The 21,820-nt window shown below is 65.0% G+C and carries 15 protein-coding genes; 12 read left to right on the forward strand and 3 right to left on the reverse strand.

Translation table 11 applies throughout. From position 1 onward, the window contains the following. Positions 1-44: 44 nt before the first annotated feature. The 8 genes from HT579_14635 to HT579_14670 all read left to right on the forward strand — a co-directional run bounded on the left by HT579_14635 (position 45) and on the right by HT579_14670 (position 10,459). On the forward strand, positions 45-137 hold the full coding sequence (locus HT579_14635; GenBank protein QKS30049.1) for a potassium-transporting ATPase subunit F: 93 nt from the start codon (positions 45-47) through the stop codon (positions 135-137). Then, positions 134-1,945, forward strand: coding sequence for a potassium-transporting ATPase subunit KdpA (kdpA, locus tag HT579_14640; protein QKS30050.1), 1,812 nt, complete (start codon positions 134-136; stop codon positions 1,943-1,945). The genes HT579_14635 and kdpA overlap by 4 nt, the downstream gene beginning before the upstream one ends. Before the next feature lie 16 nt (positions 1,946-1,961). Next, a complete protein-coding gene (gene kdpB / locus HT579_14645; GenBank protein ID QKS30051.1) occupies positions 1,962-4,028 on the forward strand; it encodes a potassium-transporting ATPase subunit KdpB in 2,067 nt (688 codons plus the stop codon). A 10-nt stretch (positions 4,029-4,038) separates the two neighbouring features. After that, positions 4,039-4,614 carry a potassium-transporting ATPase subunit KdpC gene (kdpC, locus tag HT579_14650; GenBank protein ID QKS30052.1) on the forward strand — a complete coding sequence of 192 codons (576 nt, stop codon included), beginning with the start codon at positions 4,039-4,041 and terminating at the stop codon, positions 4,612-4,614. Positions 4,615-4,697: 83 nt separating this feature from the next. After that, positions 4,698-7,409 (forward strand): two-component system sensor histidine kinase KdbD, encoded by a 2,712-nt coding sequence (kdbD, locus tag HT579_14655; protein QKS30053.1) that lies wholly within the window; start codon positions 4,698-4,700, stop codon positions 7,407-7,409. Next, complete coding sequence (gene kdpE / locus HT579_14660) at positions 7,406-8,101, forward strand: two-component system response regulator KdpE (protein ID QKS30054.1); 696 nt, start codon at positions 7,406-7,408, stop codon at positions 8,099-8,101. The genes kdbD and kdpE overlap by 4 nt, the downstream gene beginning before the upstream one ends. A 142-nt stretch (positions 8,102-8,243) precedes the next feature. Next, positions 8,244-9,379, forward strand: a protein-coding gene (locus tag HT579_14665) for an IS3 family transposase (GenBank protein ID QKS30055.1) whose coding sequence is annotated in 2 segments (ribosomal slippage) — positions 8,244-8,496 and positions 8,496-9,379 — 1,137 coding nt in all. Because the reading frame shifts where the segments join, the coding sequence is not laid out codon by codon here. A gap of 345 nt (positions 9,380-9,724) precedes the next feature. Next, the gene (locus HT579_14670; GenBank protein QKS30056.1) at positions 9,725-10,459 is read left to right on the forward strand and encodes a c-type cytochrome; all 735 of its coding nucleotides are present in this window, start codon (positions 9,725-9,727) and stop codon (positions 10,457-10,459) included. A gap of 87 nt (positions 10,460-10,546) precedes the next feature. Here HT579_14670 and HT579_14675 read toward each other — a convergent pair whose 3' ends face one another. The 3 genes from HT579_14675 to glgX form a co-directional block, all read right to left on the reverse strand. Continuing rightward, a complete protein-coding gene (locus HT579_14675) occupies positions 10,547-10,930 on the reverse strand; it encodes a hypothetical protein (GenBank protein ID QKS30057.1) in 384 nt (127 codons plus the stop codon). After that, positions 10,930-13,101, reverse strand: coding sequence for a 1,4-alpha-glucan branching protein GlgB (gene glgB / locus HT579_14680; protein ID QKS30058.1), 2,172 nt, complete (start codon positions 13,099-13,101; stop codon positions 10,930-10,932). The genes HT579_14675 and glgB overlap by 1 nt, the downstream gene beginning before the upstream one ends. Before the next feature lie 79 nt (positions 13,102-13,180). Continuing rightward, positions 13,181-17,110 (reverse strand): glycogen debranching protein GlgX, encoded by a 3,930-nt coding sequence (gene glgX / locus HT579_14685; protein ID QKS30059.1) that lies wholly within the window; start codon positions 17,108-17,110, stop codon positions 13,181-13,183. 842 nt (positions 17,111-17,952) lie between these two features. Here glgX and HT579_14690 point away from each other — a divergent pair. The 4 genes from HT579_14690 to HT579_14705 all read left to right on the forward strand — a co-directional run bounded on the left by HT579_14690 (position 17,953) and on the right by HT579_14705 (position 21,584). Continuing rightward, complete coding sequence (locus tag HT579_14690) at positions 17,953-18,285, forward strand: hypothetical protein (GenBank protein ID QKS30060.1); 333 nt, start codon at positions 17,953-17,955, stop codon at positions 18,283-18,285. A 15-nt stretch (positions 18,286-18,300) separates the two neighbouring features. After that, entirely contained in the window at positions 18,301-19,560 is a 1,260-nt protein-coding gene (locus HT579_14695; GenBank protein ID QKS30061.1) for a ferric reductase-like transmembrane domain-containing protein, read from the forward strand. Next, a complete protein-coding gene (locus HT579_14700; protein ID QKS30062.1) occupies positions 19,560-19,928 on the forward strand; it encodes a cytochrome b5 domain-containing protein in 369 nt (122 codons plus the stop codon). The genes HT579_14695 and HT579_14700 overlap by 1 nt, the downstream gene beginning before the upstream one ends. A 318-nt stretch (positions 19,929-20,246) precedes the next feature. Next, positions 20,247-21,584 carry a glycosyltransferase gene (locus HT579_14705; protein QKS30063.1) on the forward strand — a complete coding sequence of 446 codons (1,338 nt, stop codon included), beginning with the start codon at positions 20,247-20,249 and terminating at the stop codon, positions 21,582-21,584. Positions 21,585-21,820 lie beyond the last annotated feature (236 nt).

The following is a 21,820-nucleotide window of genomic DNA, read 5'->3' on the forward strand; positions in this document are numbered from 1 at the left end:
GTGGCGCTCGCCCATGGCTGCGCCCGCCTGACCGGAGGCCGCGCATGAGCCTGCTCACCATCCTCGCCGGCCTCGCCGCCGGCGGCCTGTTGGTCTATCTGATCGTGGCGCTGCTGTTTCCGGAGGACTTCTCATGAACGACCACGCATGGATCCTGCTCGGTCTTTTCATGGCGATGTTGCTGCTCCTGGCCCGACCAATGGGCATCTACATCTCCAGGGTCATGACGATGGGGAATCACGAGACCTGCGTCAGCGGCGTCGAGAGAGCGGTGTTCCGGGCCTGTGGTATCCAGCGCGACGAAGAGATGGGCTGGCTGCAGTATGCACTGGCGGTACTGCTGTTCAACGCGCTCGGCCTGCTCGCCGTCTATGCCCTGCAGCGCCTGCAACTGTGGTTGCCATTGAATCCGCAGGCGATGGCCAATGTCAGCCCCGATTCGGCCTTCAACACGGCGGTGAGCTTCGTCACCAACACCAACTGGCAGGGCTATGGCGGCGAATCGACGATGGGCTACCTGATCCAGATGCTTGGCCTGACGGTGCAGAACTTCGTTTCCGCGGCAACCGGCATCGCCGTCGCCATCGCGCTCATCCGCGGCTTTGCACGGCATTCGGCGGCTGGCATCGGCAATGCGTGGGCAGACATCTTTCGCGCCACCATCTGGATTCTGCTGCCGCTGTCACTGCTTTTCGCGCTGTTCCTGAGCAGTCAGGGCGTGATCCAGAACTTCGCCACCTATCAGGAAGTGAACACCGTCGACGTGACCACATATCATGCGCCAAAGCTCGACGCCGACGGCCAGATCCTGAAGGACGAGCAGGGCAACCCGGTGACGGAAGCTGCATCGACGACGACCCAGACCCTGGCCATGGGCCCGGTTGCTTCGCAGGAAGCGATCAAGATGCTCGGCACCAACGGCGGCGGCTTCTTCAACGCCAACTCGGCGCACCCGTTCGAGAACCCGACGCCATTGGTGAACTTCCTGCAGATGCTGTCGATCTTCCTGATTCCCGGCGCGCTGTGCATCACCTTCGGCTGCATCGTCGGCGACGAACGCCAGGGCTGGACGGTGTTTGCCGGGATGGCGCTGCTCTTCGTCAGCTTTGCCATCGGCGCGATCAGCTTCGAGCAGCAAGGCAATCCGCTGCTGGCGCAGGTCGGCGAAACCGAGGCGACGGGCGTGCGCACCACCGCCTTGACCGACGGCAACATGGAGGGCAAGGAAGCGCGCTTCGGTATCGCCGATTCGGCCCTTTTTGCGACGATCACCACGGCCGCGTCCTGCGGTGCGGTCAATGCGATGCACGACTCGTTCACGCCGCTCGGCGGTGCCGTGCCACTGGTGATGATGCAACTCGGTGAAGTCGTCTTCGGCGGTGTCGGTTCCGGCCTCTACGGCATGCTGATCTTTGCCGTGATGGCGGTATTCATCGCCGGACTGATGATCGGACGGACGCCGGAATACCTGGGCAAGAAGATCGAGGCGCACGAGATGAAGATGACGTCGATCGCCATCCTCGCGACGCCCCTGCTGGTCCTCGTCGGCACCGCCGTTGCCGTGACGACCGACGCTGGCCGGGCCGGCATCGTCAACCCGGGCGCGCACGGCTTTGCCGAAATCCTCTACGCCTTCTCGTCGGCAGCCAACAACAACGGCAGCGCGTTCGCCGGACTCTCGGCCAACACACCTTTCTACAATGTGCTGCTGGCACTGTCGATGTGGTTTGGCCGTTTTGCCGTGATCGTACCGGTGCTGGCGATGGCCGGGTCGCTGGCCGCCAAGAAGCGGATCTCGGTGACCGCCGGGACCCTGCCGACGCACGGCCCGCTGTTCGTCGTGCTGCTGGTCGGTGTCGTGCTGCTGGTCGGTCTGCTCAACTATGTGCCCGCGTTGGCGCTCGGACCGCTGGTCGAGCATCTCGTGCTGTGGTCGACGCGATGATCCGCTGGAGAATCTGATGACACGCAGGACCTTTTCCCTTTTCGACCCGGCGCTCGTCACGCCGGCCATCGTCGACTCGTTCCGCAAGCTGGATCCACGCGTGCAGTGGCGCAATCCGGTCATGTTCGTCGTCTTCATCGGCTCGATCCTGACCACACTCGCCGCGGTCCCGGCGCTCGGCGGCCCGGGCCAGGAGTCGACGGCGTTCGTCCTCGGCGTCGCGATCTGGCTGTGGTTTACCGTGCTCTTCGCCAACTTCGCGGAAGCACTCGCCGAAGGGCGCAGCAAGGCGCAGGCGGCGTCACTGCGCGGCCTGAAGAAGGAAACCTGGGCGAAGCGGTTGAGCGCCCCGCGCGCCGACGCCGAGTGGCACACGGTTCCCGCGGACGACCTGCGCGTCGGCAACGTCGTCCTGGTCACCACCGGCGAAACGATTCCCGCTGACGGCGAGGTGATCGAAGGCGTCGCCTCGGTCGATGAATCGGCAATCACCGGCGAATCGGCGCCGGTCATCCGCGAATCAGGCGGTGATTTCTCGGCGGTCACCGGCGGCACGCGCGTGCTCTCCGACTGGCTCGTCGTGCGCGTCACCGTCAATCCCGGCGAGACCTTCGTCGATCGGATGATCGCCATGGTCGAGACGGCGAAGCGGCAAAAGACACCGAACGAAATCGCGCTGGCGATCCTGCTGGCGGCCCTGACCATCGTTTTCCTCGGCGTCACCGCGACCCTGCTGCCCTTCTCCCGGTTCAGCGTTGCGGTGGCCGGGTCGGGTTCGCCGGTCAGCATCACGGTCCTCATCGCGCTGCTGGTGTGCCTGATTCCGACCACCATCGCCGGCCTGCTTTCGGCCGTCGGCGTCGCCGGCATGAGCCGCATGATGCAGGCCAACGTCATCGCCACGTCCGGCCGCGCGGTCGAAGCCGCCGGCGACGTCGACGTGCTGCTGCTCGACAAGACCGGCACGATCACGCTGGGCAATCGCCAGGCGGCGGCCTTCCTGCCCGCCGACGGGGTCAGCGAGGCCGAACTCGCCGACGCAGCGCAACTGGCGTCGCTCGCCGACGAAACGCCCGAGGGGCGCAGCATCGTCGTTCTCGCCAAGCAGCGCTTCAATCTGCGCGAGCGCGATGTGCATGCGCTCGAAGCGCAGTTCGTGCACTTCTCGGCGCAAACACGGATGAGCGGCGTCGATGTGCCCGGGCGGCAGATTCGCAAAGGCGCAACCGATGCCATCCGCCAGCATGTCGAGGGCCTCGGTGGCGCCATGCCACAGTCCGTGCTGACGGCCGTGGACGCGGCGGCACGCCGCGGCAGCACGCCGCTGGTGGTGGCCGATGACACGCGCGTGCTCGGCGTCGTCGAACTGAAGGACGTCGTCAAGGGCGGCATCAAGGAACGCTTCGCCGAACTGCGGCAGATGGGGATCAAGACGGTGATGATCACTGGCGACAACCGCCTGACGGCAGCTGCAATCGCCGCCGAGGCCGGCGTCGATGATTTTCTTTCGGAAGCGACACCGGAAGCCAAGCTGGCGCTGATCCGCCGGTACCAGAGCGAAGGCCGTCTGGTGGCGATGACCGGCGACGGCACCAATGACGCACCGGCCCTGGCCCAGGCCGACGTCGCCGTGGCGATGAATACCGGCACGCAGGCCGCGAAGGAAGCCGGCAACATGGTCGACCTCGACTCGAACCCGACCAAGCTGATCGAAGTCGTCGAGACCGGCAAGCAGATGTTGATGACGCGCGGCGCGCTGACCACCTTCAGCGTCGCCAACGATGTCGCCAAGTATTTCGCAATCGTTCCGGCCGCCTTCGTCAGCACCTATCCGGCGCTTGCGGCACTCAACGTGATGGGTCTGGCCAGCCCGGCCTCGGCGATCCTCTCGGCGGTCATCTTCAACGCCCTGATCATCATCGCGCTGATTCCGCTGGCCCTCAAGGGTATCCGCTATCACGCCGTCGGCGCCGCCACCCTGCTGCGTCGCAATCTGGCGATCTACGGCCTCGGTGGCCTGGTCGCCCCCTTTATCGGCATCAAGCTGATCGACATGGCGCTGGCCGCCGCCGGTCTTGCCTGAGGAGGCACCAATGAAAGCGTTGCTGCGCCCTGCCCTCTCCCTGTTCGCGTTGTTGTCGGTCGTGACCGGTCTCGTCTATCCGATGCTGGTGACCGCCGTGGCGCGGATCGCCTTTCCCGATGCCGCCGCCGGCAGCCTGATCATCCGGGATGGCAAGCCGATCGGCTCGGCGCTGGTCGGCCAGAACTTCAGCGATCCGAAGTACTTCTGGGGCCGCCCGTCGGCAACAGCGCCCCAGCCCTACAATGCTGCCGCATCAGCGGGCTCGAACCAGGGGCCCCTGAACCCGAGCCTCGCCGATGCCGTCAAGGCTCGGGTTGCGGCGCTGCGCGCCGCCGATCCGGGCAACCAGCGACCGGTACCGATCGACCTGGTCACCGCTTCGGCAAGCGGCCTCGACCCACACATCAGCCCGGCCGCTGCCGACTACCAGGTGGAGCGCGTCGCCCGCACCCGCCACCTTGAAGCAAAGGCCGTGCGGCAACTCGTCGCCGAGAATACCGAGGGTCGCGACCTCGGCGTCTTCGGGGAACCGCGCGTCCATGTCCTGAACCTCAACCTCGCCCTCGATGCACACGCGCGCTGAACGGGCACGGCGCGGCCGCCCGTGCGGTCGCGCCCTCTGACGCCATCAACCTGGCTCTCGCCTCGAGGAGCAGCAAGAAGAAGATGAAGGACAGCCGCCCCGATCCCGATCGAATCCTCGACAGGATCAAGGAAGAGGAGGTTCGTGCCGCCCGCGGCAAGCTGAAGATCTTCTTCGGCGCTTCGGCCGGTGTCGGCAAGACCTACGCCATGCTGTCGGCCGCGCGCCAGCAGAACGAGCAAGGTACGGACGTCGTCATCGGTGTCGTCGAAACCCATGGCCGCAAGGAGACGGAAGCCCTGCTGACGGGACTGGAACGCCTGCCCCTGAAGGCGGTGGCCTACCGTGACAGGGTGTTGCAGGAGTTCGACATCGACGGGGCTCTGGCACGCAAGCCTGCCCTTCTCCTGGTCGACGAACTCGCCCATTCCAACGTGCCGGGTTCGCGCCACGCCAAGCGCTGGCAGGATGTCGAGGAACTGCAGTCGTCCGGTATCGACGTCTATTCGACCGTCAACGTGCAGCACCTGGAGACCCTCAACGACGTTGTCGGCGGGATTACCGGCATCCGGGTCTGGGAGACCGTTCCTGACCACGTCTTCGATGCCGCGGATGAAGTCGTTCTCGTCGACCTGACACCTGACGAACTGCTGCAGCGACTCAAGGAAGGCAAGGTCTATCTGCCGCAGCAGGCCGAGCGCGCGATCCAGAATTTCTTTCGCAAGGGCAATCTGATCGCGCTGCGCGAACTCGCACTGCGCCGCACCGCCGACCGCGTTGACAGCGAGATGATCCAGTATCGGCGCGACAAGTCGGTCACTCGCGCCTGGCAGACGAGTGAGTCGCTTCTCGCCTGCATCGGCCCGGGAGATGGCAGCGACCGGATCATCCGCAGCGCCGCCCGCATTGCCGCCAGGCTCGACGTGCCGTGGCACGTGGTCTACGTCGAGACGCCGGAACTGCGACATCTCTCGGAAAAGCGGCGCTTGCAGATCCTCAAGAGTCTCAAGCTGGCACAGGAGATGGGGTCGGAAACAGCCAGCCTCTCCGGCAGCGACGCGATTGCGACCATCATCGACTATGCGCGCGACCACAACCTGTCGAAGGTCATTGTCGGCCGCGACCATCCGCAGGGCTGGCGACCCTGGAAGCGCTCATTCGCTGACCGTGTCGGCAAGCTTGCACCCGATCTCGACATCATCCAGGTCGCGCGCGAGGACACGCCGGCCGACAGGCGGCAGGAGGCGGAATCAACCGGCGAGTCGCTGCTCGACCGGCTGCGCGCCCCCTGGCAGTCTTTCGCGATGAGTTCGGTGTTTTGTGCGCTGGCGACGCTCATTGCCATGCCGCTGCACACGGTGTTCGACCGTGCCAACATCGCCATGCTCTTCCTGATGGCGGTCGTTCTTTCCGCAGTCCGTTATGGTCTCGGCCCGGCAGTCGCCGCGGCCTTCCTGAATGTGGCGGCCTTCGACTTCTTCTTCGTGCCGCCGCGATTTTCGTTCGCCGTCGGCGACGTGCAATACCTGATGACTTTCGCCGTCATGCTTGCCGTCGGCCTGGTCACCGCCAAGCTGACCGCGGACCTCAAGTTCCAGGCCCGCGTCGCCAGTCGTCGCGAACAGCGGGTCAGGGCACTCTATGAAATGTCGCGCGATCTGTCTGGCGCTCTGATGCCGGAGCAGATCGCCGAAATCAGCCAGCGTTTCGCCGCTACCGGGTTCGGCGCCCGCGCCGCCATCATGCTCGCCGACGAGCGGGACCGGCTGCACGAACCGATTCAGGTGCCCGGTGGTGGGCCAGCGGTAGACGTGGGCATCAGCCAGTGGGCCTTCGACCACTGTGCCGAGGCCGGTTGCGGCACCGACACCCTCGCCGGCAGTCCCCTCCTGTATATTCCCCTCAAGGCGCCGATGCGCACGCGCGGCGTGCTGGTTCTGGAGCCGAGCCACGCGCGGCGGCTGATGGCCCCTGAGCAGCGTCGCCTCCTGGATACTTTCGCCCGGTTGATCGCCATTTCCCTCGAGCGTGTCCATTACGTCGATGTGGCGCGGACAACCACGGTGCAGATGGAGTCGGAGCGCCTGCGCAATTCGCTGCTGTCAGCGATCTCACATGATCTGCGCACGCCGCTCGCGGCGCTGGTTGCCCTGGCCGACTCGATGTCAATGACGCAGCCACCGCCGACGGGAGAGCAATGCGAGATAGCCGCGTCCATGCGCGAAGAGGCGCTGCGCATGAGTTCCCTGTTCAACAACCTGCTCGACATGGCTCGCCTGCAGGCCGGTGCAGTCAAGCTCAATCGACAATGGCAACCACTGGAGGAAGTGGTCGGCAGCGCCATCAAGGCGATGCGATCGACGATGGCTGGCCATCGGGTTGACGTCAACCTGGCGGACGAACTACCTTTGCTGGAATTTGACGCCGTACTGGTAGAACGTGTGCTGTGCAATCTCCTGGAGAACGCCTTCACATACACACCCGCCGGAAGCACGATCGAAATTGGCGCCGCGCCGGCCTCCCGCGATCAGGTGGAGGTCTGGGTCGAGGATGACGGACCCGGGCTGCCGCTTGGAAAGGAGGAACTCATCTTCAGCAAGTTCGAGCGCGGCCAGAAGGAAAGTGCGACGTCAGGAGTGGGTCTCGGGCTGGCGATCTGCCGCGCCATTGTCGCTGCGCATGGTGGCACCATTCGGGCAGAAAGCCGCAGCGGTGGTGGAGCACGCTTCGTGTTCTCCCTGCCGCGTGGCACTCCACCTTCACTGGATGGCGCTGAGGAGGAAAACCCGAAGTGAACGAACCACTGCCCGTGGTTCTCGTCATCGAGGACGAACCCAACATCAGGCGCTTCATCAGGATGTCGCTGGAAGCAGAAGGCTGCCAGGTCTACGAGACCGACTCCATGCAGCGTGGCCTGATCGCGGCCGGCACCCGCAGACCGGACATGGTCGTGCTCGACCTTGGCCTGCCTGACGGTGATGGCGTGGATTTCATCCGCGACCTGCGCGCCTGGTCCGGTATCCCCATCATCGTGTTGTCGGCACGGACAACCGAAGCCGACAAGGTGGGTGCTCTGGACTCGGGTGCCGACGACTATGTGACGAAACCCTTTGGGGCGGCGGAACTGCTGGCTCGCGTTCGTGCACAGTTGCGACGCCGCTCCAGTGCCAGTGGCAACGGCTCTACGGTCCTTGAATTCGGCAAGATGCGTGTCGATCTTGGCAAGCGACTGGTCGAGCGAGCAGGAGAGCACCTGCATCTGACACCCATCGAGTATCGCCTGCTGGCCTTCCTGGTCACTCATCCGGACAGTGTTCTGACGCATCGCCAACTGCTCAAGGCGGTCTGGGGTCCAGCGCATGCCGACGACAGCCATTACGTCCGGGTCTATATGGGGCTGCTGCGCAAGAAGATCGAAGATGACCCGGCGCAGCCAAGACACATCATCACGGAAACCGGCGTGGGCTACCGTTTCGTTGCCGCATGAAGTGCCGATGCGTTTCTGGCACTCCAAGTCAAAGTGTACGGCTGCCAGGCCCAGAGGGGGCCCCGGAATTTCGGACAGCAGGATAAGTGGTAGCCTTGCGCCATCGAATGGCTGCGGAAGCAGTCTCAACAGGAGCGAGAGCATGACGAGAAGGACGAGGCGGAACCACACGCCGGCATTCAAGGCGCAGGTGGCGCTGGCGGCGCTGAAGAGCGAGAAGACGCTGGCGGAGCTGGCGCAGCAGTACGACATCCACCCGAACCAGATCACGGACTGGAAGCGGCAACTGACGGAGCGTGCGGTTCAGGTTTTCGGTGACGCGAGCAATCCCGCGAGCGGTGATCCGGACTTGACGAAGCTGCACGCCAAGATTGGACAGCTGACGCTGGAGAACGATTTTTTAGAACATGCGCTCACCAAGGCGGGCTTGCTGAGCGCAAGACGATGATTGACCGCAAGCACAAGCTCCCCGTCACGCATCAATGCGCGCTCCTCGGGCTGGCGCGTTCGAGCGCGTACTACACACCGCGCGAAGCCTCGCCGGAGGATCTGGCTTTGATGCGTCGGATCGACGAGTTGCATCTCGAGCACCCGTTCGCCGGTGCACGCATGTTGCGCGATCTGCTGCGCCCCGAGGGATTCCAGGCCGGCCGCAGGCACATCGGCACCCTGATGTCGCGTATGGGGATCGAAGCCCTCTATCGGAAGCCCAACACCTCTCGCCGGCAGCGGGGGGATGAAATTCATCCGTATCTGCTGCGCGATCTCGCGGTCGAGCGGCCCAATCAGGTGTGGGCGGCGGACATCACCTATATTCCGATGCGTCGCGGTTTCCTCTACCTGTTCGCCGTGATCGACTGGTACTCGCGGCGGGTCCTTGCCTGGCGGCTCTCCAACACCCTGACGACCGACTTCTGTCTGGACGCGGTGCGGGAAGCGATCCACCGGCACGGTTGCCCGGAGATCTTCAACACCGATCAGGGTTGCCAGTTCACCAGCGGCGAATTCACGGGTCTGCTCAAGGCGCACGCCATCCGGATCAGCATGGACGGCAAGGGCTCCTGGCGGGACAACGTCTTTGTCGAGCGCCTGTGGAAGACAGTCAAGTACGAGGAGGTGTATCTCAAGGCCTATGACAGCGTCGCCGATGCAAGAGCCAACCTGGCCACGTACGTCCGCTTCTACAACGAGCGCCGACCGCACCAAGCCCTGGACGGCAAAACGCCGGACACCGCCTACTTCGCCGCCCTCGCGTCGGCCATCCGAGCCGCGGCGTAAGGCATGGGGAAGGGGCTCCGTGGATTTGTGGACGATGCGCTAGCGCGCACCGGGCCGCTTGCCGTGGAAAAGTCTGGCGACTTTCCCACCGCACGTCCCTTCGCCCACAAGCTCCACCGAGCTCTATTCGGTTCAGATAAAATCCCAGAAGGTCAAAACCAACCGCATCACCGGTCAACCGACCGGAACAGGCAGGGCTCCACTTATCGAAGAGCATTTGCTGTCCAAACAAGCGGGGCCACCTCTTGAAACGGGCACACCGCTGCGGCTGGTCCTGACGGCAACCAGCATGTGATCTGTCTGCCAGATGGCAAGCGGCAAGTCTCGAACAGCAGGGAGTCGGCAATGAAGAAACTGGTCCTGGCGCTTTCTCTGGTGCTGCAGGCCGCGGCGCCCGCGCATGCGGCACCGCCGCCAGTCAGGCCTGAGGGCGTCCCGGTCAAGGATTACCCATGGCAGGCGCTGCCGGGCGAAACAAACGAAGCGCTGGAACGCAAGGGCGACAGCAAGCGTGGCGAGCGGTTGTATGCGCTGTGCCGCAGTTGCCACCTGGCATCGGCAGGCGGCACTGCCGACGGCAGCATTCCTCGACTCGCCGGCCAGCACAGCAGCGTGCTGATCAAGCAGATGGCCGACATCCGCAGCGGTGTGCGGCACAACTCGACGATGTACCCCTTTGCCGCAGTACTGGCCGATCCGCAGGATCTGGCCGATCTTGCCGCCTATCTCGAAGGGCTGTGCATCCAGGGCGACCACGGCCATTACGACGCTGCGGATGCGGAGCACCAAGTGACCGTCGGCAGAGCACTGTACGACAAGGCATGCAGGGCATGCCACGGGCCGAGCGGAGAGGGTTCGAGGCACAAGGGCTATCCGATGCTTGCCGGGCAGCACCACAGTTACCTGCTGCGCCAGATGACAGAAATCCGCGACGGCAGACGTCCCGGGGCCAACCGCGACATGGTCAGGATCATCGGCAGCTACAGTGACGATGAACTGCTAGCGGTCGCGGCCTACCAGTCGAGCCTCGTGTTGCCCGGGAACGTGTGCGTGGTCAAGCGGCCGATCCGCAAACGTTAGACCAGCGTCCGCGTGGAGCGATACCCCGACAGCGTCTGCCACGATGAGGGGCGCTGGACCTGGCGCCGCCTCTGCCGAGGCAACGCCCTACTCGTGCAACTGCTCCACCAGCTTGTCGGGATGCCCGGAAGCGGCCGCCGACGGCTGCCGTTTCCTTGCACGCGACTCCCAAACGAAGTTGCCGGCAACGAGAAGCGCAATCGCGAGCGGGTCAAACACGAAGCTGATGACCACGATCACGTACCTGACCGCCTGCTCCGCCGACACTTCGCACGCCCCCGGTCTGGCGTTGCTGCCCGCGCAGGGCTGCAGAACGGAACCACCGCGATGGCCGCCGGAACCCACCGGCAACGGCACCCAGTCCCGGACAGGCAGGGCACCGCGCGGTGGAGCGATCGGCGTGCACGGCTGCCACGACCGGTCACGCAGCTCATGTCCGAGGACGGGTTCGCGGCAGTCCTCGCGCAGCATCAGGGGCTCAGCGCCAGGACGACACCGGCAAGCGGCGGCACCGTGATGGACAGCGAATACGGGCGGCCCATCCACGGCACTTCCTCGGCAACGAGTTGCCGATCGCTGTTGCCCACATCGCCGCCGCCGTAGAAATGCGAATCCGAGTTGAGGAGTTCGCGGTAGCGGCCCGGTTGCGGCACGCCAATGCGGTAATCCATACGCGGGACCGGCGTGAAGTTGATGATCACCACGACGAATTCATCGTCGGCCTTGCGGACAAAGCTCAGGATCGACTGTTGCGAATCGTGGCAATCGATCCACTCGAATCCCTGCCACTCGAACTCGTTCCGGTGCAGGGCGGGCGAGCCGCGATACAGCTGATTGAGATCCTTCACCAGCGTCTGCATGCCGGCATGGAAGGGGAACTCCAGGACATACCAATCGAGAACGCCGGCGCTGTTCCACTCAAGCCCCTGCCCGAACTCGGTGCCCATGAACAGGAGCTTCTTGCCCGGATGAGTGAACATGTAGGTGTAGAGCAGTCGGAGATTGGCGAAGCGCTGCCATTCGTCGCCGGGCATGCGGTTGAGCATCGAGCCCTTGCCATGCACCACTTCGTCATGCGAGAACGGCAACATGAAGTTCTCTGAAAACGCATAGAGCATGCTGAAGGTGAGCAGGTCGTGATGATACTGGCGGTAGATCGGTTCCTGTCCGATGTAGCGCAGGGTGTCGTTCATCCAGCCCATGTTCCACTTGATGTCGAAACCCAGCCCACCAATGTAGGTCGGGCGCGTCACCTGCGGCCAGGACGTCGATTCCTCGGCGATGACCAGCGTGCCGGGAGCTTCGGTGTGGGTCGTGGCGTTGAGTTGGCGCAGGAACTCGATCGCTTCGATGTTTTCCCGGCCGCCATATTGATTGGGCACCCATTCGGTGCGCGAATAGTCGAGATAGAGCATGGAAGCGACGGCATCGACGCGCAAACCGTCGATGTGGAACTCGTCAAGCCAATACACGGCGCTGGAAATCAGGAAGTTCTTCACCTCGTTGCGGCCGAAATTGAAGATCAGGGTCGACCAGTCGAGGTGTTCGCCCTTGCGTGGATCCTCATGCTCGTAAAGCGCCGTGCCGTCGAAGCGCGCCAGCGCATGGGCATCCTTGGGGAAATGGGCGGGGACCCAGTCGAGAATCACGCCGATATCGTTCTGGTGGCAGAGATCGACGAAATAGCGAAAGTCTTCGGGGGTGCCGAAACGGCTGGTCGGCGCGAAATAGCCGGTGACCTGGTAGCCCCAAGACTGATCAAATGGATGCTCGGTGACCGGCAGCAGCTCGACGTGGGTGAAACCCATCCGGTTGACATACTCGACCAGTTGTCTCGCCAACTCGCGGTAATTGAGGAATTCGCCTTCGTATCCACGCTTCCAGGAACCGAGATGGACCTCATAGGTGGACATCGGCGCATGCTGCCAGTCGGCCGCGGCGCGCCGCTCCATCCAGGCCGCGTCCTGCCAGACGTAGGTCGAGCGAGGAGCGACAATCGATGCATTGCCCGGCCGCATCTCGAAGCGCCGGCCGTAGGGATCCGATTTGGTGAGCACCTCGCCGCTGTTCCGGTTCCTGATCTCGAAGCGATAGAAGGTGCCGGCGGCGATGTCGGGAATGAACAGCTCCCATACCCCGCTCCCCGGACGCACGCGCATCGGGTGGCGACGACCATCCCAGTGATTGAAGTCGCCGAGGACGCTCACACGCTCGGCATTGGGCGCCCAGACAGCGAACAGGATGCCGGCGACGCCGTCGATCTCCTGTTCGTTCGCTCCCAGGAAGTTGTAGGCGTGGCTGTGCCTGCCCTCGCCGAACAGGTGCAGATCGAAATCCGTTATCTGCGGCAGGTAGGTGTAGGGATCGTGGGCAATGTGGTCGTGATGCCAGGTATCGCGCCAGATCAGGCGATAGTGTTGCGGCAGGCTCTTGCCGGAACCCCGCCACTCGAAAAAGTCGGAATTGGGAATTCGTTCCAGTGGCAGGTTGCCTTCGGCGATGGCAACTTCCGTCGCGTGCGGGATGTAGGCCCGCACCACAACGCCTTCGGGACAGGGATGCCTTCCCAGGACCGAAAACGGATCGTGGTGGCGCGCTTCGGCGATGCGGATCAGTTCATCATTCAACTTGACTTCTATCATGATTCTTCCTTCCCTCGGTCAGGGTCAATCGGTTGTGACATGCGTACCATGTCACCGGAATGGACTGTCGCAACTGGCATCAAGCGGCACCCCGCAGCAACCACACTACCGACCATGGCAGCAACCGCCCTTGCGTCAGCGCATGATCGGCTTCACCTGGCTCGGCCCAGAGGACGGCGCCGACCGGCCGTTGCAGCCCCTCCAGCTGGACGCCACTGTAGTTGGCCAGGAGCGTCAGTATTGAGTCGTCACCGAGCGTCCAGTGGATCGACAGGCCTCGCCCCCCGAGCACGGTATGCTGAACGGCCTCTTCATGCATGCCAGGCAGCCGCGGACAGATTTCCCGGCGGCGAACGGCCAGCAGCCGGCGATAGAAATCCAGCCAATCAGCATGCGGTGGCTGGCGCACGCTGCTCCAGTCCAGTTTGCAGCGGTGAAACGTGGTCGGATCCGTTGGGTCCGGAACGCGCGCCCGCGCCCTGGTCGCGCGAAAACCCTGCAGATGGGCGAAGGACTTGCGCCGGTCGCTCGCAACGTTCTTGACCAGAGCGGGGTTGAAGTCGCAAAAATACAGGAACGGCTGCGCCGCCGCGAACTCTTCGCCCATGAACAGTGCCGGCGGCATGGGCGCCAGCAGAGAGGTCGCAACCAGCGCACCGAGTGGCCGCGCCGGGGTCAACTGGTGGAGACGTTCGCCGAGCGCCCGGTCGCCGATGCGCGCGTAGTCCTGCAGGAAGGTGACGAAAGCGGTGGGCAACAGGCCATCTGCGCCGCCGTCGGCAAAGCCACGGCTCAGGCAGGCGCCCAACCGATCGAGCGACCGGGCGGTAGCGACCGCGCCTGCCGATGCGCCGCTCAACACCTCCTGCATCGCCTGCTGCGCGGCATCATTCCAGACGCCTTCATAGCGGCGCGGCGCGCTGTGGTCATGCCATTGGAGATAGTGGGCAGCCCGTCGATCATGGCCCAGCAGCAGGTGGCAATGGCGGTGCTTGCCCGGCCCCTCACGGACAGCGTCGGCGACGGCCTCGAGCAGATCGAGTTCACCGGCGTTATCCTGCAGCAGTGCCGCGTTCAGGCGCAGACCATCGAGATGGAACTCCTCCAGCCAGTACAGCGCATTGTGGATGAGGAATTCGCCGGCGACCGCCAGCGTGACGTCGATGCTCCTGCCGGCGATTTCGGTCGTGCGTGGCGCGAAGAACGCTGGCGCGTAAACGGACAGGTAATTCCCTTCCGGGCCGAAGCAGTGACAGGCGAGATCAAGCAGGACCATCAGTCCCTTCTGGTGAGCGGTCTGAACCAGATCCTTCAACTCGTCTGGATGGCCATAACTGGCAGCCGGGGCAAATGGCAGCACGCCGTCGTAACCCCAGTCATGCGCCCCGGCAAAGGCACCGACCGGCAGCAATTGGATCGCCGTGACGCCCAGGTCCACCAGATGGTCCAGTCGTTCCCTGACTGCCGCGAAGCTGCCCTGCGGGGTGAAGGCGCCGACATGCAGCTGATAGATGATCGCCTCCTCCCACGGCCGGCCCCGCCAGTTGCGATCGGTCCAGACGAACCGGCCCGGCTCGATCACCTGACTGGCACCATGTACGCCCTGGGGATTGTAACGGGAGGCTGGATCGGGCACCTCGCAAGAACCATCGATCCGATAGCGATAGAGGTCGTCCACCGTCGCCTCATCGCTGGTCAGTTCGAACCACCCCGCGTCCCTGGCTTCCATCGGCAATGCGATGGCGCCAGCCCCCGGTTTCTGCAGCAGCACGTCCACCCGTTCGGCCACTGGCGCCCACAGGCGAAAGCGAACCCGCCCACCTTCCAGCAGTTGTGCGCCGAAGGGCATGAAATAGCGCCGCCGCAGTATCGGCTCCGCCACTCGTCCACCCTGACGCCGTTGCGTCAGCAGCGCCAGCGAACGCCCCTGCAGGCAATATGCGGAGTCGCTGACCCGCCGCAGCTCGCCGCATTCGGCCAGAGCAGTATCGAGCACCAGCTCGCAGTCCCCCTTCCATGGCAGGGTGAAGCGAATCGGCTCATGATGGCCATTCAGCAGCAGCAGGAAATCATCGTCCCGCGCCCACTGCCCGCATTCATCCTGCTCTTCCAGAGCCTCGCCGATCAGGTACAGGCCGAAGCAACGGGCATGATGATGATCCCAGTCCTGGTCACTGATCTCGGCGGCGTCCGGATGCAGCCAGATGATATCCCGGACACCGGCGCCGCGGATGCGCTGCCCCTGAAAGAAGTGCCGCCGCCGCAGCGCCGGATGCTTCCTGCGCAGTTCGATCAGGCGGACGGCAAACTCGAAGAGCTCCTGGTTGTCCGGCATCCCGGCCAGGTCCCAGTTCACCCAGCTCAGTTCATTGTCCTGACAATAGGCATTGTTGTTGCCGCGCTGGGTGCGTCCCATTTCATCGCCCGCCAGCAGCATCGGCACGCCCTGCGACAGCAGCAGCGTCGCCAGCAGATTGCGTCGCTGCCGGTGCCTCAGTCGGAGCACCTCGGGGTCTGTGGTATCGCCCTCGGCGCCGCAGTTCCAGCTGCGGTTGTGCGCATCCCCATCACGGTTGTCTTCCCCATTGGCCGCATTGTGTTTTTCGTTGTGGCTGACCAGATCGTAGAGCGTGAAGCCATCATGGGCGGTGATGAAGTTGATGCTGGCATAGGGTCGGCGGCCACTGTGCTGGTACAGATCGCTGGAACCGGTGAGACGGTAGGCGAGTTGCCCCATGAGGCCGCCCTCGCCGCGCCAGTAATCCCGCACGACGTCCCGGTACTTGCCATTCCACTCGGTCCAGCCGACCGGAAAGTTCCCCACCTGATAACCACCGTCCCCCAGGTCCCAGGGCTCGGCAATCAGCTTCACCTGCGACAGCACCGGGTCCTGGTGAATGATGTCCATGAAAGCGCCGAGCTGATCCACTTCGTGCAATTCCCTGGCCAGGGCAGCCGCGAGGTCGAAGCGAAAACCATCCACGTGCATCTCGATGACCCAGTACCGCAGGCTGTCCATGATCAGCTGCAATACCCGTGGATGCATCATGTTCAAGGTATTGCCACAGCCGGTGTAGTCCATGTAGTAACGGGGAGCGCCCGCCACCAGACGATAATAGGCTGCATTGTCGATGCCGCGGAAGCACAGCGTCGGCCCCAGATGGTTGCCCTCGGCGGTGTGGTTGTAGACCACATCCATGATGACTTCGATACCGGCGGCGTGCAGGGTCTTGACCAGATGCTTGAATTCGTCGAGACGACCGCTGGCGGAATAGCGTGGTTCGGGGGCGAAGTAGCCGATCGAATTGTAGCCCCAGTAGTTCCTCAGCCCCCGTTCCAGCAGATGGCGGTCGTCGACAAAGGTCTGTATCGGCAGCAACTCCACCGCGGTGATGCCCAGGCGCTTGAGATGGTCGATGACCGGCGGGGTGCTCAGCCCGGCAAAGGTGCCACGCAGGCCGGGCGGCACCTGCGGGTGCAGGCGGGTGAAGCCCTTGACGTGCAGCTCGTAGATGACGCTTTGATGCCAGGGAATATTGGGGCGGCGGTCCCCTTCCCAGTCGAAAGCGGGGTCGATCACTTGGCACTTGAACATGCGCGGCGCGCTGTCACGGCGGCTGAAGCTCAAATCCTCGCGCGAACTGCCGATGCGGTAACCGAACTGGGCATCGCTCCACGCGATGTCGCCGACGATCGTTTTCGCGTAGGGGTCGAGCAGCAGCTTGTGCGGATTGAATCGGTGCCCTTCCTCGGGCCGATAGGGACCGTGGACGCGGTAGCCGTACAATTGCCCGGGGCGCACTTCGGGCAGATAGGCGTGCCAGATTTGATCGGTCTTCTCGGCCAGTTCGATGCGCTGCTTCTCCTGTCGGCCGCTGTCGTCGAACAGGCACAACTCGACCTTGTCGGCGTGCTCCGCGAAGAGGGCGAAATTGACCCCTCCTCCGTCCCAGGTTGCGCCCAGGGGATATGGTTTGCCAGGCCAGACTGCCGTCAGTGCGCTAGACATGGCCGCAGACACCATCCGCCGGCAAGGCCGGAAGCGGACCGGCGGAGCCGTTCAGGGAATGGCCGACGATCCACCGGGGCACGCTTCCAACGTCTTCCTGCCGTCGCAGCACCTGCGACCAAGGCGCTTGCGAGCCCCCTCCAGAGTGGCATGTGCATTCCAGCTCGGCGATTCGAAGGTCGCCGTCTTTCCGGCTCATCAATGCGGCTCGGGCGAGCGCGGACACTGCACGCCGGAGTCGCTGATCCAGAAGCATGCAAGCCAGTCCCCGCGCAACGTTCTGAGCGACGCCACCGCGAAACCGGCGCACTCTCGACACTCTTTTCATCACCATCCGAGCCAGTTTCCGGTGCGTCGGCGCCAACGCACGGCGATTCTGGCGAGCAACCTGGTCGTTTGTCCTGCGAGCCCGCCCCAACGAGCGCCTCGCAGCCGACACCAGTCCGCGCGTACGCAACAGCGAAGACGAAGCCCCTTGTGCCAGTGTGTGCGATTGTACCAGCGCACGACGCCCCTGCCCACCGAAGGTCGTCGTTCGCCACATCAGCGTTGGTGACGGGCAGACCGGCGGTGCCTTCCACCGCCGCCAAGGACCGCACCGGCAACGGCGTGGACTTGCCCTCCCGGCTGGCCTTCAATGACACGGCAAGCCTCGCCGCGAGCACGCGGCGTACAGCTGATGCGCGGTAATGCCGCGCCAGCCCAGGGACAGTCCGGGGGACCGCAGACCGCGAGGGCAGGCCGTGGATCCGTGCCGCGGGAACAGCGAGCAGGCGGCCGATCCGCAATCCCGGGCACGTCCAGCATCGGGTGCTTGCTCCTGCCGGCCCGATCGCCCGACAATGACGGCGCCACCCTGCCACCCGACCATGAACAGACTCGTTCCCCTCGCACTGCTGCTCGCCATCGCCACACCAACCACAGGCAGCGGCCCCTGGCGGGCGAGCGAGACGAACACCCGCGGCTGGCAACTGATGACGGCGGAAGAGCGCATCGAGCATCAGGCGAGGATTCGCGGCTTCCGAACCTACTCCGAATGCCGCGATTATCAGCTCGAGCATCACCGGCTGATGGAAGAGCGCGCGCGGCAGCGCGGGATCGAGCTGCCACGCGGCCGACGCGACATCTGCGAGCACCTGCAGCCTCCGGCCGAACCCCGCCAGCATGCCGACTGATCGCTGCTGCCAGCCATGCTGAGCGCCGCCAGGCAGCGCCTGACGATCCCGTTGCTCCTCCTGGCGTCGACGGCGGGCCCGGTATGCTGGGCGATGCCCTCGGGACTGTCGCCCTGGCGCAGCCTCGGCATCATCCTCGGCTGGGCAGGCTGCGGTCTGCTCCTCGGCAGCCTGTTGCTGATGCTGCGCGAAACCTGGCTGTCGCGCTGGCTTGGTGGTCTCGAAAGCATGTATCGCTGGCACCACCGAGCCGGCATCGTCGCCTACGTCGCGCTGCTGGCGCACCCGCTGGCGCTCGCTGCCGACGCCTGGCCGCAGTTCCCCGCACTGGCCTGGCAGACGCTGTCACCCTTCGGGCGCGGCTGGGCAGTGCGCCTCGGCTGGCTGTCGCTGCTGCTGCTGATGTTCGGGCTGGCGACCGCCTTCGCGACCCGCATTCCGTACCGAAGCTGGCGCTGGCTGCACGCCTCGCTCGGCATCGGCGTCCTCCTCGGCCTCGGACACCTGCTGCAACTGGGCATCGAGGAACCGGTGCTGCCGCTGCTGGCGCTGGCAACCCTGCTGCTCGGCTGGCGCCTCATCCGCGACGACGCCGGGCTCGCGGCCCGGCCTTACATCGTCCGCACGGCGACTCCCGTCGCCGACGGCGTCGTCGAGATCGGCCTGCAGCCGCTCGCCGAACCGATCGTTGCCGACGCAGGACAGTTCGTCCTCGTCGCCTTTTTCACCGGCGCAGGATTCCGTGGCTGCGGCCAGTTCCACCCGTTCACGATCAGCTCGATCGGCGGCGGAGGCGAGATCCGGGTCGGCGTCAAGGCACTGGGTGACTGTACCCGACACCTGCAGTCGATCGCAGTTGGCGTTCCGGCAAGGGTTCATGGCGGCTTCGGCAGTTTCCTCGCTGACCGGCCGGCAACGACGCAACTCTGGCTGGCTGGCGGCATCGGCGTCACGCCCTTCCTTGCCCTTCTGCGCGCCGGCCCGCTGGGCCAGCCGACGACCCTGATCTACCTCTATCGCAGCGAGGCCGACGCCGCCTATCTGCCCGAACTGCGCGCGCTCGCTGCCGCCGATCGGCTGTTGTCGCTGCAGGCGCACGCGACCGGCGATCGACCACCTGACGTGGCATCACTGCTGCCGGCCAGCCGCGACCTCGCCAGCCGCGAGTGCCATCTTTGCGGTCCACCGGCAATGGTCGCCGCCGTCCGCAAGGCGCTGCGCCAGCGCGGCGTCACCCCACGCCACATTCACTTCGAGAACTTCGACTTTCGCTGATGCTCCGACTTTACGCCTGCACCACCGTCGTCTTCTGGCTACTGGTCGCCACCGTGGCGATCGTCGGCCACTGGGCGCCGGCGGCAGACCCGGGAAATCCACCCGCCGCCGAGCGGCTGATCCCGGTCGCGGAGCTCGCCAGGCATTCGCTGCCCGATGACTGCTGGATGGCCATCCGCGGTGCCGTCCATGATGTCAGCACCTACCTGCCAGACCACCCCTCGCGCCCGGGTGTCGTCGTGCCATGGTGCGGCCGGGAGGCGACCGAAGCCTATGAGACCAAGACCCGGGGACGCCCGCATTCGGCGCAGGCTGATGAACTGCTTGCCAGATACCGCATTGGTCGCCTCGCCGATGAACAGCCGTGACCGACATGCAGCGGGCCCTGCGACCGCCCGCACCGGCTTGGTGGCCGGGCCCGGCAGGCAGCACGACGCCTGCGGGCGATACGAGTGCCTTATGATGGTGCCCGGCCGCCGCTCACGGCAGCAGAACACGGAGGGAGAATGTTTCGTGGCACCGGCAATGAATCCGGATCGTCGTCAGGCGGAGCTCAAGCAGCCCGATGCGTGGCTGCGCTGCCGGCGCCGTGCGCCATTGACTGCCGCCACGCACCGCAAGAGGCGGCAGCCGCCGGCAGCCAGTGCGAGTCTCGGTCGGTGAGGGCGCTACAGGTTTCGGTCGTGATGCCGTCGCTCAATCAGGCCGCTTTCATCGAGGCTGCCGCGCGCAGCGTCCTGCAGCAGGACTACCTGGCGGTCGAGCTGGTGGTGGCCGACGGCGGCTCGACCGACGACACTCATTCGACGCTGCAGCGCCTGTCGCGCGAGTTCGGCGACCGCCTGCGCTGGCATGCGGCTGCCGATTCCGGACCGGCGAACGCAGTCAACAAGGCGTTGGCGGTGGCTCGCGGCGACATCGTCGGCTGGCTGAACGCGGATGATCTCTACACGCCCGGAGCGGTTGCGGCGGCCGTTGCGCTGCTGCAGGCCGATCCTTCGCTGCTGATGGTGTTCGGCGAGGCGGAACACATCGATGAGTCGGACCACGTTCTCGATCGCTATCCGACACTACCGGCGACGACCCCACTGGCGTCCTTCCGGAACGGCTGTTTCATTTGCCAGCCGAGCGTCTTTCTCCGCCGCTGCGTCTTCGACGAGATCGGTGGGCTCGACGAAACCCTGTCGACCGCATTCGATTTCGATCTCTGGCTGCGAGTCTTTCTCACCTTTCCCGGTCGCATCGCCAGTCTGCCCCGGGTGCAGGCGAAGTCCCGCCTGCACCCGGCCTGCATCACGCGGCGAATGCGACGGACGATCGCCGCCGAGAGCGTGCGCGTCCTCGCTCGCCACCTCGGCGACGCCGATCCGCATTGGCTGCTGACCTACGTCGAGGAACAGTGCGCTTCGTACCCGCATGGTGATTCCCCCGCCGATCTCCGCGATGACGTCGATCTGCTGGCTGCGGAACTGGCCGGCTGTTTTTCGCCAGACGGTCGCGAGTTCCTGCGCCAGCGCCTGGCAATGGATGCGCGCCTGCTCCTCGCCTTGCCCGAAGCCTTCGCCAGCGTCACAGCGGATGGTTGGGCGACGCGAACGCTGCGGATCAGACTGCGCCAGGCTGAACCCGTCCCCGACCGGCGAGGCGCCCGCAGGTTCCGGCCGCTTGTCGCCGGGACGAGCCTGGCCGGTACAGCGCTGAGCCTTCTCGTCCGTCTGCGCAGCAGGCTGCGTCGCTGCCTGCTCGACAGCGCTCGCTCCTACCTGCACCTGGTCTGCCACCATGCGGCGCCGCTGGCCGCGCCATTGTCGCTCACCGTTCGTACCGGGCAGCAGGCAGAGCGCCGCTGCATCGTCGTCGGGCACGGCCGGTTCTCGCTCTTCCTGCCACTGTCCGCTGCCGCCGGGCCGCGCGCGGAGATCGAGATCATCGCGGACCAGGTGTTCATCCCGGGGCTCGTCGACGAGCGCTCGTCGGACATGCGCGAGCTGTCGTTTCGCGTCGAAGCCATGACGCTGATCTGAGAGACGCCCGTCAGCACGCATGCCAGGACGCTCAAGTGGCGGCGGCAGTGGCGTCGCATCCGGCGCCGCCGGGCCTTCGCGGGCAGCAGCGACATCGCTGCGTGGCGGCACGAGCAACGGTCAAGCCGTCACATGGGCAGCGGACTGAACTGCTCCTTCGTCCCGGCCGGCAGCCAAAGGCAAGCAAATGCTGATATATTTGCACGATTTGGCAGCATCGGCGACCGGCATCGCGG

This window comes from Candidatus Accumulibacter similis (assembly GCA_013347225.1).
Classification (GTDB): Bacteria; Pseudomonadota; Gammaproteobacteria; order Burkholderiales; family Rhodocyclaceae; genus Accumulibacter; species Accumulibacter similis.

Excerpts from the sequence above, each read along its gene's own strand:
- glgX (QKS30059.1), bottom strand. The coding sequence starts at position 17,110 with ATGTCTAGCGCACTGACGGCAGTCTGGCCTGGCAAACCATATCCCCTG.
- kdbD (QKS30053.1), top strand. The coding sequence starts at position 4,698 with ATGAAGGACAGCCGCCCCGATCCCGATCGAATCCTCGACAGGATCAAG.
- HT579_14705 (QKS30063.1), top strand. The coding sequence starts at position 20,247 with ATGCCGTCGCTCAATCAGGCCGCTTTCATCGAGGCTGCCGCGCGCAGC.
- glgB (QKS30058.1), bottom strand. The coding sequence starts at position 13,101 with ATGATAGAAGTCAAGTTGAATGATGAACTGATCCGCATCGCCGAAGCG.
- kdpB (QKS30051.1), top strand. The coding sequence starts at position 1,962 with ATGACACGCAGGACCTTTTCCCTTTTCGACCCGGCGCTCGTCACGCCG.
- HT579_14635 (QKS30049.1), top strand. The coding sequence starts at position 45 with ATGAGCCTGCTCACCATCCTCGCCGGCCTCGCCGCCGGCGGCCTGTTG.
- HT579_14670 (QKS30056.1), top strand. The coding sequence starts at position 9,725 with ATGAAGAAACTGGTCCTGGCGCTTTCTCTGGTGCTGCAGGCCGCGGCG.
- kdpC (QKS30052.1), top strand. The coding sequence starts at position 4,039 with ATGAAAGCGTTGCTGCGCCCTGCCCTCTCCCTGTTCGCGTTGTTGTCG.
- HT579_14700 (QKS30062.1), top strand. The coding sequence starts at position 19,560 with ATGCTCCGACTTTACGCCTGCACCACCGTCGTCTTCTGGCTACTGGTC.
- HT579_14675 (QKS30057.1), bottom strand. The coding sequence starts at position 10,930 with ATGCTGCGCGAGGACTGCCGCGAACCCGTCCTCGGACATGAGCTGCGT.
- HT579_14695 (QKS30061.1), top strand. The coding sequence starts at position 18,301 with ATGCTGAGCGCCGCCAGGCAGCGCCTGACGATCCCGTTGCTCCTCCTG.
- kdpA (QKS30050.1), top strand. The coding sequence starts at position 134 with ATGAACGACCACGCATGGATCCTGCTCGGTCTTTTCATGGCGATGTTG.
- HT579_14690 (QKS30060.1), top strand. The coding sequence starts at position 17,953 with ATGACGGCGCCACCCTGCCACCCGACCATGAACAGACTCGTTCCCCTC.